This is a genomic window from Croceitalea dokdonensis DOKDO 023 (assembly GCF_001306415.1).
Lineage (GTDB): Bacteria > Bacteroidota > Bacteroidia > Flavobacteriales > Flavobacteriaceae > Croceitalea > Croceitalea dokdonensis.
The window spans coordinates 167,978-180,714 of the sequence record NZ_LDJX01000002.1; the positions used below are offsets into that span (position 1 = coordinate 167,978).

Below are 12,737 nucleotides of genomic sequence, written 5' to 3' on the forward strand. Positions count from 1 at the left end.
AGTAAGAGTGGTAATTGTAATACCTTGTAGCCATTAAATAAAAAATGATACCATGAGCAAAGTAGCCGTAGTAATGGGCAGCACCAGCGATTTACCCGTAATGCAAGATGCTATTGATATTTTAAAGGGCTTTGATATTGAAGTGGATGTGGATATTGTATCTGCCCACAGAACTCCAGAAAAACTTTTTGACTTTAGCAAAAATGCCCACACCAACGGGTATTCCGTAATCATTGCCGGTGCTGGTGGTGCGGCTCATCTACCCGGTATGGTAGCTTCAATGTCTCCTTTGCCCGTCATTGGAGTTCCTGTGAAAAGCTCAAATTCCATTGATGGTTGGGATTCCGTATTGTCCATTCTTCAAATGCCCGGAGGGGTGCCCGTAGCAACAGTAGCCCTAAACGGAGCCAAAAATGCGGGAATATTAGCTGCCCAGATTATTGGTTCGTCCGATACCTGTGTTTTGGATAAGGTGATTCTCTACAAAGAAGGCCTAAAAAAGAAAGTGATTGACGGCGCAAAATCCGTAAACGGGAAATAGTTGGCAGTTGGCAGTTGGCAGTTGCAGTTGGCAGTTGGCAGTTGCCATTGGCAAAACATAACTAACAAAAATTTAATGAAAGTCTTAAATTGTATCTTATTGCTACTTGCATTGTTGGGTTCATGCCAAACCAAGACCACCATTACACATACCTTAAATTCGCCCACCTTAATTGATATTTTTCCGGATAGCTTAGCGCTTGTGGAAATTGAACAAAAATGGGGCGAAGAGGATTTTCCTGTTTTTATGGATGACGTTATGTGGTATCACAGTGAGCTAATGATAATGGTTGATACACTGAGGATGGACCGCATTAGCACCGAAAGCAGAAACCTTAAACTCATTGGTGGAGAAAAAACATGGGAGATAGAAATGGACACCACAGCCCAAAAATGGCGGTATATTTATTTTGATGGTACTGATTTTATTGAAAAGGACGCCATTGCCATGAAAGACTACCTTATAGAAAATTACTAAAAAAAGGACATGCACAACCCACTTCTTATACCTTTTGACGAAGCCCCATTTTCCCAAATAAAAAACGAACATTTTAAACCTGCTTTTTTACAAGCTATGGAAGATGCTCGTGCCGAAATTGATGCTATTACATCAAATTCAGAAAAACCTACTTTTGAAAATACAATTGTAGCTTTAGAATTTTCAGGGCAACAGCTAGATAGAATTTCGAGTGTATTCTTTAACCTCAACTCAGCGGAAACCAACGAGGAAATTCAGAAAATCGCCCAAGAGGTTTCTCCGCTGCTTTCGGAATTTGGGAATGATATTACCCTAAATGAAGATTTGTTTCAAAGGATAAAATCCGTCTATGAGCAAAAAGACAGTTTACCCCTGTCGGTTGAGCAACAAACCTTACTTGAAAAAAGATATAAGAGTTTCAGTAGAAATGGAGCCAATCTTTCTAAAGAAAAAAAGAAACGTTTACGGGAAATCGATGCCGAACTTTCCAAGCTTACATTAAAATTTGGGGAGAACATCCTGGCGGAAACCAACAAATACCAAATGCACCTCACCAACGAGGCGGATTTGGACGGTTTACCGGACGGCGCAAAAGAGGCTGCCGCGCAAATGGCAAAGTCAAAAGGAAAGGATTCTGGTTGGGTAGTTACCCTAGACTATCCTAGCTACATCCCTTTTATGAAGTATGCCAATAACCGTGAGCTACGCAGGGAACTCTCGCTAGCCTTTGGAAGCAAAGGTTTTCATGAAGATGAACTTGACAATCAAGAAAACGTACTTAAAATAGCCAACTTAAGGCACCAAAGGGCAAATCTTTTAGGATATGCTACCCACGCCCATTTTGTATTAGAGGAGCGTATGGCGGAAACGCCCAAGAAAGTCCATTCTTTTTTAAATGAAATCTTGGAAAAAGCAAAACCGGCTGCAGAGCGAGAATTCAAACAACTGGAAGAATTTGCAAAAGAGTTGGATGGTATAGAACAATTACAAAAATGGGACGGCAGCTACTATTCGGAAAAATTAAAGCAAAAGTTGTTTCGTCTGGATGACGAACAATTGAAGCCTTATTTTAAATTGGAGCATGTAATCGATGGGGTTTTTCTAGTTGCTGAGAAATTATTCGGTTTACGGTTTAAGGAAGTATCCGATATTGATACCTACCATGCAGAAGTAAAAACCTATCGCGTTTATGACCAGGATAAAAATTTTGTTGCTGTGTTTTATGCAGATTTCCATCCAAGGGCGGGAAAACGGGGTGGTGCGTGGATGACTTCCTTTAAATCACAATGGAAAAAAGATGGGAAAAATATACGCCCTCACATATCCAATGTGTGCAACTTTACACCGTCCACAGAAACCAAACCATCCCTGCTCACTTTTAATGAAGTAACTACCTTGTTTCACGAATTTGGCCATGGGCTGCACGGCATGCTCGCCAACACCACCTACCCAAGCCTATCTGGCACATCCGTTTATTGGGATTTTGTAGAACTTCCCAGTCAGGTCATGGAGAACTGGTGCTATGAAAAAGAAGCACTGGAGCTTTTTGCAAAACACTATGAAACGGGAGAAGTAATTCCTATGGAACTTATTGATAAGATTAAGGCATCTGCCACTTTCCAAGAGGGCATGCAAACCATGCGCCAATTGAGTTTCGGGTTATTGGATATGGCATGGCACGGGGCAGACCCCTCTGATATTACTGATGTAAAAGCGCATGAAAAAAAGGCTTTTGAAGGCACCAACCTGTATCCGGATACGCCAGAGACTTGTATGAGCACCTCTTTTGCACATATTTTTCAAGGTGGATATTCCTCTGGCTATTACAGTTACAAATGGGCCGAAGTACTGGATGCCGATGCCTTTGCCTACTTTAAAGAAAACGGAATATTCAACAAAGAGGTGGCCACTAAATTTAAGGAACACGTGCTATCCAAGGGCGGAACGGAAAAACCCATGGTTTTATATAAGCGATTCCGTGGTTCGGAGCCCAAGGTGGAGGCCTTGCTGGAGCGTGCGGGGCTTTTACAGGATTAACGGGTTTTACCACAACTTCTTCCCACTTTACAACAAGGTATTGGGGAATCCAAATAGCAACCTTAATTTTCTGGATGTTAAGGCAACATTGCTTGCATCCATAAGAAAATTATGAAGAAATCCTTTTTTGTATTAGCCACCTTGCTGGCATTTAGTTGCAGCTCTGACTCCGAAGATATTGCTGGGAATGAAGAAAATACCGCTCCCATCATTGCCAACCAACAATTCCAAATTGCTGAGCATGCACCAAGTGAAACTGGTGTTGGACGTGTTATTGCCACGGATGCCAATGAGGACGAGCTGATGTTTATCCTAAATGATAGTGAAGATTTTATTTTGGACGAGGTTACCGGCAACATTACCGTGGGGCCTAACCTACAACTGGATTTTGAAAGCCAAACAACCTACGAACTATCCGTTTCCGTATTTGATGGGGAAGCACTGGCAGATGCTACCATCACCATTAATGTGACCGATATCAACGAGTTTGATGAACTAAGTGATGAACAAAAGGAACTTGTTGCCCATTTTAAGCATTTGACCCTTTTTCAGGATAACACTTCACCCACCCAAGATGTTATGAGAAAATGGCAAGAACCTATGAAACTTTTCCTTTTGGGAACCTTTGACAACAGTGCCCGTACTATGGTGCAAGAGGTAATTGCCGATTATAACCGATTGACGGACACCGGTTCTTTTGATATTAGTTTGGTCACCAATGAGACCGAGGCCAACGCCAAATTGTTCTTGGGCACTAAGGCATCCGTGGAATCCGTTTTCCCGGCCATGTACGAACAAATACGGAACCTTAACGTGGATGGCTTTGCCGTTTCCTCATTTGCCAACGACACCTATTTTTCATCAGAGATATGGATATCAAATGGAGGGCAGGCAATCTGTAGGCACGAATTAGGGCATGCTCTGGGCTTGGGGCATTCCAATCTTTGTGATGGTGAAAACGCCAGCGTGATGTGCTCTAGCATCCGTCCGCAAAACCAATTGCTGGGTATCGAGGAAAAAGTCATTAGCTACTTTTACCATGAAGCTATGCCCACCGGCCTTAACGAAAACTTGATACAAGACCAATTGTCCAATCTTATCCTCTTGGAGGATTTCTAAGGGAACTGCCTGTTGATTTTCCACGAATCCTAGAGGGCCGGGTAATGGTTTAGATATGGATTTCGCTACAAATTATTCATCGGTTCAGATACAGGTGTTAATACAATTTATTTCCCGTGACTTGGTCCAAATACACGTATAGCTTCTTCATAAAAATGGGGCTTCCCGTAGTTGTAGTATTTTCCTCAGCAGAAAAGATATTCTGCTGCTCTATGTCATAAAATTCCACGTTCACCAAATCCTTAGTTTTAGAAACCTTTAGGTAGTGTACATTGGAGCCTACATCAAAACCTTTTAAAAGCACAGTTCCGCTTTCCAAGACCCCGTTCACAAATACTGCCGTGTGGAGTACGTTTCCTCTCTCATCGTATCGGATTGCCTTTCCGTCCAGCATATTGCTAGTGGTAAGGTATTCCAATTTCTTTGTGTCAGAATCCTTAAAATAGGCTATGGATTTCTTATTACTGCCCGTCAAGTTCTTGGAAAGCACTTTTCCATCCGCACCGTAGGACTGCTGTTCTACCAAGTTCCCATTTTTATATATCTCATATTGCACTTCATTACGGTATGCAGAGGTTACGCGCTTTCCGTTCATCGGCTTGCCATTTTCGTACAACATACGGCCAATTTCCTTGGTGGTGTCATCATAATAAAAGGCTGTGCCATTAAGTTCCCCATTTTTAAAAGTCTCCTTCTTGGTTAACGTCCCTTGGTAGTTGTAATATTTAAATTCACCTTCTGGCCTACCGTTTACAAAATTGCCCTCTTCCAATACGCGCTGGGAATAGTCCAGTTTTTGATATAGCCCATTGCGCACCCCTTGGCTAAGAGTGTGCAGTGTACCTTTGTTCTTGTCATATAATTGGCCGTTCCATGGCTTACCATCTTTGTAGGTAAGTTTTGCAATAAGTTCCCCTTCCCTGTTGTAGTAAGCGGCACAACAGGCAGCATCAATATCTTCTATTAACACGGGGTTAATTTCCCCATACTCGGACCTGGGACCATAATCATACAATTTTAACTTATTTATCTTTCCATTTTCGCGGACTTCCATTCTTTTAAGTTCATCAGACTCCGAAAAGAATTCGTAGAGACTGCCCTCCTCTTTTTCATAATCATAGAGGCCTATTTGGTTACCATCCATATCAAAAAACTTCCCGGTAACCTCCTTATAATTTTTGAACGAAATATCGGATTGTAGCTTTCCATTGCTATAAAACTCCATGCGTCTTGTTCTATAACTTCGATCATCATACTCCTCAATACTTCTAAACGTTTTATATTCCCCATTGCCTACTTGGCGCTTTCTGTAGTCCGTGCGGTTGGTGACATAGCCCTCCTTGAGGATTTCTATACTTATTACATCCCCATCCTTATAGTCCATGATAAAGCGCTGACCGTTCAATGGTCTGGCATACTTGTTCTTATACTCCAATTGCAACTCGCCAAGGACATTTCCCTTCTTGTCATAAAACACCTCTTTGGTCTGTGTTTTTTTGCTCTGGACAATTTCTGTATCTGGATAATACGTAATCTCCTCTACCAGTTCACCATCTTTGTAAGTGGTTTTTTTGTCCTTTAGGATTTCAGTACCATTATAAGGATTGTACCCTTTGTACTGCATGCTGTTAATCTCCTTCCCATTGGCATCATAACTCACCTGCAATTCTTTTTGTTTGTCCGCATACTGGGTTTTGGTTTTAACCTGCCCAGAGGGATAAAAAGTCTTCTCCTCCACCAAATTGCCCTTGCTATAGGTTTTAGCGGAAACCACCACATCCGTAATCTCCCTATAATTCTTACCATAGTCAAACAGTAGTTCTGTACCGTCTTGGGGCACTAAGCGCTCATTTGCATAGGCATATCCAATCTTTGCAAGTTGGTTACCCGTTTTATCAAAGTAGGTTTTGGTCCACCCCGGCTCTTTGGAAACTTTTTCCCTTGGCTGTCCATTGGCATAGTACCGCTCCCCAATGAGCAAGTTTCCAAAAGGATAGTAATTAATCTCCCTTACACGCATGGGATTGTAGTTGTAAAAAACCTCAACCCCTTTAAAATAACCGTTAGGTAATGGTAGCTTCTCCCCAATTAGTTCCCCATTGGCGTCAAAATACCTTGAAAGTCCGCGAGAGTTGGTTTTGGTTCCGTAATACTCATAACGGATACCATTAAGGTCTTCTTGATAAAACTTTTCAATAATGGAATCGCCCTTTTTTTCCGTAAATAGTTGAATGTTCCCAGAGGGTATGTTCTGCTGGCCGGATATAAAGTAGCCGTTTTGGTAGTTAGCCACAATCTTCTTGCCCATAAAGGTGGTAATAAACTCCCCTTGTAGCCTGTTATTTACATAATTACCTTGTTGGTACAAGGTTCCATCTTCATTGTACCAGCTTGCTTTTCCCTCCCATAGATCTCTTTTGGCACTCGAGGAGGTGGCTCGCATTTGTATGCCACCGGATATATAATAATCTTCTACCTTGTACAAGTTACCCACTTTGGTGACAGGTGGCCTATAAAACGCAGCACTATCCTTCACTGTTGGTTTCCATTTAGAATCATAATAAATGGTGTCTTGTTGCCCTATGGCAGAGATGGTAAAGAGCAAGATAAGCATGCAAAGGCCCTTTGTTTTGTAATGGCATTTCTGAAGGAGAAGGTGTATCATTTTAATTGCTTTATAACCAGGATTGGATGTTTTTTAATACCACAAAATTAGGACACTTAGGGCAGCGATACACCCCTGTTTTCCGTTATTATTTTGGGTGCAACTTTAAATTTGCGGTAGCTAGACTATCAACAACTTCATAGTAGCGCATTTCATATTTCTGTCCAAACAGTTCACCAAGCCAAAAGTCGGTCGGGAACATCGCCTCAAAAACAGCATCTACCTTATCTTTTTGATTTGACGGTCCCAATTTTTCTTGGATTAGCGTCTTTATTTGTTTTTTGGACAAACCTGCCCTCACAAACGCTGGGGTAAAATCATGTGCCTTTACCTGCTCGTAAAAATCTTTTGTACACCGAAAATGCAGTTGTTGGCCATACAACAAGTAACCGTCCAAGGTAATGGTTCCTTTGTTCTCAGAATTGCGCAAATAATGGGTAGCATGCTCTGTTTTCATAATCAGTGTGGGACCAGTTTCCATGATGTTAGCCGCATTGTCTCCTGCTTTAAAGCCCTTTAATCCCGAAAGGCTCGCTATGATGTTGTTTGCGAATTCTTTACCGTAGGCATGGTGATCAAATATGGTATCTTGCTCAGAAACCAGTATAGCAGGGCAATGCAGGTTGAAGCGATATTCGTAACCATCAGCATCCACTTCTGAAGCCCTAGTGATATAGACCCGATTATTTTTTTCTAGGGAGTCCTTCTGTTTTAAGTAAGATTCCCTATAATCGTAAATAGCGTTAAACCGCAGTGGTTTTCCGTGTTGCCGCAAAGAACCCATTTCAAAAGTTTTGAATTTTCTCGCAATCTTGTTCTTTACAAGCACGTTATCTTTAAAAAGCCAGATACCTTTTGGTGATGGGCCTTCTCCTGGCAGATAGCTCATCCAACTTATGGCCACCTCTATACTATCTTTATTAGCCTCTAAAACGGCCTTATCATCTATCAAAATCGGTGGGTTTTGGTCATCTAAAATAATCGCATAGGCTGCCGTGGAAAGGTCTGTGCCTTCTAGGAATTTAGCCCTTTCAGCAGTTAGGATACCGTCCACCGCCTTGCCCACTTCTTTTTTTACAAAGGACATGCAGCCTCTGACCACTAGTAATAGAAGAATCAGAATTCCTAAAACGATAAAAAGGGTCTTTGGTTTCATGGCTGCCGGAATCAATAGGTTTGGTCCTTTAATTTTTGCAAATATGCTTTAAGGGCCTCCTTATGGGCATAGGTGGTATTATGCCAATACACCCTGTCTTTTTTGAGGTTGGTCCGGTTTTTACCCATTTGTTCCCCCGTAATAAAATATAAGGTATAATACTGTTTATCATGAATCACCAGTTCATTATAGTTGGTGCGTGCAATTTTCTTTGTCTCTAGTAAATTCAATTGCCCACTAGCGCCCAAATACAAATCAAAATCTGAAAATCGGTAATGGGGGTTGCCATTGTCCATATTTCTAAAGGTTCTTCTGTCTCCATTTTTAAAAACAAACTTTCTAACTTTTTCAAAGTCTTTTTTGGAGAACTCAGCACTAACATCTATAAATTTTTCATTTTCCAATGCTTTCCATGCGTTGGCCAAACTATACGTTTTCCGGGACAGATCACCTTTTTGTCGCATGGTGAACTTCACCGTATTTTGCGCATCAAAACGGATATACCGCCCATCTATACGGCCCTGTTCCAAGTCATAATTATATTGGTGTATATAGGGGTAACTAAGACGTCCCTCTGCATCGGCATAAAAAGAAATCTTTCGTAAATCTTTATCATCTTTATAATGCAAATACAGAATGGCGTTAAGTTTACCCTCATCTTCGTACATATGTTTAGAGGTCATGGATATGGGGGCCAAATCTGCGTTTAACGTATGGGTACGCATTAAACTGTCAAGCCCTGCCTTGGCCAGTTCAGCATAAGGTTCTGTACAATGTAAATCATATTGGTGCAGTCTTATCTGCCTGGTTTCCCTATTGATTTCTATTTCTGCCGAAGTTGCGGCGATGGGCAGTTGTTCCTGTGACAGGAAGGATACAAAGGCATACACTAGGATTTTTACTTCCTCCATGCTTTCAGTTTTTGTAGTTGGGTGTTGAACTTTTGGAAATACACATCGTTATAACAATAAAACTGGATTTCCCTAAACTTGGTAAAAGTAATAGCTTCTTCTAGGCCAGCAGCCACTACTTGGTCCATTGGATACTTAAAAACACCGGTAGACAAACTGGGAAATCTAATACTTTGATATCCTTCTGCCGCCGCAGCGGATAAAGAGGTTTGATAAAAGTGCTTTAATGCTTTAGTATCGGTGCTGCATGCCTCTGAAAGTACGGCATACATTAAACTGGATTGGGCACCATGTTCTTCAGGTATAAGGTACACATCTCCATATGCTACCTTGTCCTTATTGGGGACAACCTCATGTAATTTACGCAAAGCATATCTATGATTATAAATTACATAATCTAAAGGTTTGTGGCTACCTGATGTTTCCAGTCTTTTGTTTACCGGGGCCACGATAAGGTCTATCGTCCTTTCTGTGATATCATGGGATTTATCAAAGATTTTAATATGGTCCATCTTACAGGTAAATTAGCTATTGTTTTGTATTAGGGTTTCCTTCGACAGAATTTCACAAGTCCAAAGGATTTAAAGTTCATACTAAGCATAAACTACCAATACGCCCCCGACAAAAATGTCATCCTCATAAAGGTAAAGACACTTTTTTGAGTTAAGTTCAGGGGATGTTCCAAATCGGTAATCTCATGGTCATCCACGAAAACGAGATACAGTCCGTCTTTGTGCGCCAGCAGGGCATTTTCAATGGCGGTTTCTTCCGCGGCCAGGGTTTTGTTGGCCAGATCGCCAAACACTATTTTACCGGTTTCGCCCTGCTCTTGGATTTCGGTGGCGTTCAAGAAGGACAGCACGATATCGCCCTCGCGTTTTTCGTTGTATTTTTTTACTTCGTGGCGCACGCAGGCCCCAATCAACTGTTTTAGGTTTTTCGGGGTGGAATCCAGAACAACATCAATCGTTTTTACTTTTTTCTTGCCGAGGCGTTTTAGTTGTAGGCTGAGTTGGTTCATAACTTTATGGTTCATTTTCATTGCGTCAGGGATTGCAGCGGAAAGCCCACAGCCGCTTTTTGACAGCGAGGACTTGGGTTTAACCCCTCCGTCTTTAATGTTATCCTAATTACTATATCAGACTCTAATAACATTGTTGCTGTATCACCCCTTATGTATCTGCGCCATTACGGTGGGGTCCTGGATTTTATGGTCTTCGGCCAATAGTTTCATTTTTGAAATCAATTCCGCCGTTTTTGGGTCGTCATCCACAAAGGGCAAAAACATACGGCCGCAATGCTGACTGTGTACGGGTATGATGTTGAGGGCCAGGCCGCCCTTGCTGACGTTGGCACTGCCTAACCCCATGCCGGACTCAGCAAATATTAACACTTTACCGCGTTGCCAAGGGTTTATTTTATAGTCTTTGCCAAAGGCGTCGCTGTAATAGGAAATCATGGGGGTGGTGTCCCGGTATTTGGGAAGTTTCCCCACCACCAATTTCCCTAAAATTTGGTAGGGCTTGGAGAAACCGCCAAAGGTTTCGTCCTTAAAGTCCTGTTTCCTTTTTCCCTTTAGAATGGTTGCCGCCTGTTGTTTTGATATCATTTCTGTATTCTTTTTATGGCACCAGTGCCTTTACCTTCCAAAAAGCGATGGCCTCTTTTAATTCTTCGTGATTTTTATTGAAAAGATGGTTTTGCTTTACCCTGTACTGTTTACAATGCCGTTCTCTTTCTCCTTTGGTATATTCCAAAAAATGAACAATACAGGCAATCTGTTCCGTGTTCAATAATGAAAATCGACTTTTGGAATAGTCTGACTCCAGATTATGTGTCAACGCAAACTGGATTTCCGGTGGCCAAAGCGTAAAGTCTTTGTCTTCATGCAATTCCTCCTCTTCGTCCATAAAGACATACAAAGCAAATAGAAGGTATAAGGGCAGGTGAAAACGCATGCCCTTGGCGTCATGAAACGATATGGAACTACTGCATTCATACAAACGCACTATTGGTATTTTTTGCCAATCCAATCGTTCGTCTTTTGCCCTTAAGCGCTCGTACGCCGCTGTATTTTCCAGTCTATCGTCCAAAGCCTGCCCTTCCCAAAGTCCCACGCCATCCTCTAGAACAACGCCTTCAAAAGCCTTATAGATCTTTCCAATAAGCTGGGTTTTAGTGAGGATCATGGTCATTAGCCTAGCGTGATTTTGTTTCGGTTTATTTTAACTCTATCGGTGCGTTAAAATTACGGGATGGTTCCTTTTTTAAATTCCCTGTTTCCAGTGAAAATAAGCAATACAAAAGTCTTACTTTTATTCTCATCAAGATTATGACCGAAAAAATCCTTAAACAAAAGCCCTAGATGTTCTGGAAAAGTGCCTTTAACTACAAACAGCCCAAAACCGCAGCATCCATTAACTTTAGAATAGGTTTTATAGCTGAACTATTGTCCAAACAAACAGTAACCAACACCCCTTATTCTTCATTTACACATCCATTTAATGATACCTTGACCAAAGAAGAGGCAAAACTGCTCTTTAGACAAGTGAAACAACATATGGGTCTGGCAGGGGCAAACATACAACTGGAGTTTTTCTGGGAAAAACCCTTGGAAACCAAGGAAAATACCGGTTTTATTGATACTTCTGAACTCTACCGGAAAGAACGGCTAAAAGTTGGTGAATATCTAGAGAACAAGGACGGCTTCACCATTAAATTGGGAATGACCACCCTTAAAAATTCCGATGCACTGGTGTTTACCATGGCCCATGAGCTTGCCCATTATCACCTTTTGGGAAAACACCGGATTTTTTTTAATGATGAAAAGCTCACCGATATTTACGCCATACGAGCCGGATTTGGAGGCTACTGGCTCAAAGCGCAAAACTGGGAGGATACCACCAACCAGGAACGTTACAGTTATCTAGACAAGAATGAAGGGCTGTTTACCTTGGGGAGGTTAAAGCAACTGCATTTGCAAGATGTTGACCTTGAAGCCTTGCCCAACAAATGCAGTACTGCGCTTAAAGAGGCCATTGATCAAACGCATGGTTATAACCACATGGAAATACCGTACACGGAAAAGTTTCTCATTGCTAATTTTGCAATTAAAGTGACGCATTCAACCTATGTTGATGCCCCACTGAACGATACCGACATTTACTCCTCCATATCCACATATAACACTTGGGTAAAAAAAGGACGCGGACGGCTTTTTAAGAAAAAAAGGACAGATATTGACCAAACAGTACGCCTGTTTTTAGAAAGCCATAAAAAGTGGGTCATAAAAGAAACCGATTTTCTTTATAGGGCAGAAGCACATTTGAGACGCTTATTAGCTTCCCAACAAGTTAAAGCGGTTAGCACCCTAACAAGCTCATGGAAAAAGCTGCTAAAAAAGCATGACGCAAACATGGACGCACATATGGTACGCTATGAAAAAAATTCCTTTGTGGCCGTGGAAGAGATTGTCCAAAATTATGCCGACTACAAAACACAAAAAACAAAGGATATATACGCTTGGGCAACGACAGAAATTGGAGATCTTGATGTCCAAGAACCCCAATAAAAATAACGTGGCCATTTTGTACAAATCACCATCATAGACGCCGTTTAATTTTCATCCACCAAACCATAAAAACCCTGTTAGCATATTTACCGTTAAATGGCAAAGCAGTTGCATTCAGCACTTTTAATTATGTTTTTGACTTAAGCCGATAGTGAGAACACAAAAATGCCGCCTTGGACAAAAGACGGCCACTTTTTACCTAGCTCCAATTCTTAATGCACCACAAGCGCACCAGGGAAAGTTTTCCTGAGAACAACTCA

Annotated in this window: 11 protein-coding genes and 1 pseudogene; 5 read left to right on the top strand and 7 right to left on the bottom strand. The window is 41.5% G+C overall.

Going from position 1 to position 12,737, the window contains the following annotated elements:
- Positions 1-52: 52 nt before the first annotated feature.
- From purE to I595_RS04280, 4 genes are all read left to right on the top strand, one after another.
- Positions 53-541, top strand: a complete 489-nt coding sequence (purE, locus tag I595_RS04265) for a 5-(carboxyamino)imidazole ribonucleotide mutase (protein WP_054558166.1) — start codon at positions 53-55, stop codon at positions 539-541.
- 75 nt (positions 542-616) lie between these two features.
- Complete coding sequence (locus I595_RS04270; RefSeq protein ID WP_054558167.1) at positions 617-1,018, top strand: hypothetical protein; 402 nt, start codon at positions 617-619, stop codon at positions 1,016-1,018.
- Between the two features lie 9 nt (positions 1,019-1,027).
- Positions 1,028-3,055, top strand: coding sequence for a M3 family metallopeptidase (locus I595_RS04275; RefSeq protein ID WP_054558168.1), 2,028 nt, complete (start codon positions 1,028-1,030; stop codon positions 3,053-3,055).
- A 111-nt stretch (positions 3,056-3,166) separates the two neighbouring features.
- Positions 3,167-4,174, top strand: a complete 1,008-nt coding sequence (locus I595_RS04280) for a cadherin domain-containing protein (RefSeq protein ID WP_054558169.1) — start codon at positions 3,167-3,169, stop codon at positions 4,172-4,174.
- A 97-nt stretch (positions 4,175-4,271) separates the two neighbouring features.
- On the opposite strand, the gene I595_RS04285 is transcribed toward I595_RS04280, so the two are convergent.
- The 7 genes and pseudogenes from I595_RS04285 to I595_RS04315 all read right to left on the bottom strand — a co-directional run bounded on the left by I595_RS04285 (position 4,272) and on the right by I595_RS04315 (position 11,101).
- On the bottom strand, positions 4,272-6,839 hold the full coding sequence (locus tag I595_RS04285; RefSeq protein ID WP_157449640.1) for a toxin-antitoxin system YwqK family antitoxin: 2,568 nt from the start codon (positions 6,837-6,839) through the stop codon (positions 4,272-4,274).
- Positions 6,840-6,927: 88 nt separating this feature from the next.
- Entirely contained in the window at positions 6,928-7,995 is a 1,068-nt protein-coding gene (locus I595_RS04290; RefSeq protein WP_157449641.1) for a hypothetical protein, read from the bottom strand.
- Between the two features lie 11 nt (positions 7,996-8,006).
- Positions 8,007-8,906 (bottom strand): hypothetical protein, encoded by a 900-nt coding sequence (locus I595_RS04295; RefSeq protein WP_054558172.1) that lies wholly within the window; start codon positions 8,904-8,906, stop codon positions 8,007-8,009.
- Entirely contained in the window at positions 8,894-9,418 is a 525-nt protein-coding gene (locus I595_RS04300) for a macro domain-containing protein (RefSeq protein ID WP_054558173.1), read from the bottom strand. Before I595_RS04300 ends, I595_RS04295 begins: the two co-directional genes overlap by 13 nt.
- 92 nt (positions 9,419-9,510) lie before the next feature.
- Positions 9,511-9,927, bottom strand: coding sequence for a hypothetical protein (locus tag I595_RS04305; RefSeq protein ID WP_054558667.1), 417 nt, complete (start codon positions 9,925-9,927; stop codon positions 9,511-9,513).
- 144 nt (positions 9,928-10,071) lie between these two features.
- Positions 10,072-10,272 (bottom strand): annotated as a pseudogene (locus I595_RS17830) (DUF7737 domain-containing protein); the annotation flags it as partial.
- Between the two features lie 256 nt (positions 10,273-10,528).
- Positions 10,529-11,101: a DUF6714 family protein gene (locus I595_RS04315; protein WP_054558175.1), complete on the bottom strand. Its 573-nt coding sequence runs from the start codon at positions 11,099-11,101 to the stop codon at positions 10,529-10,531.
- 170 nt (positions 11,102-11,271) lie between these two features.
- Here I595_RS04315 and I595_RS04320 point away from each other — a divergent pair, with 170 nt between their 5' ends.
- Positions 11,272-12,477 carry a hypothetical protein gene (locus tag I595_RS04320; protein WP_054558176.1) on the top strand — a complete coding sequence of 402 codons (1,206 nt, stop codon included), beginning with the start codon at positions 11,272-11,274 and terminating at the stop codon, positions 12,475-12,477.
- Positions 12,478-12,737 lie beyond the last annotated feature (260 nt).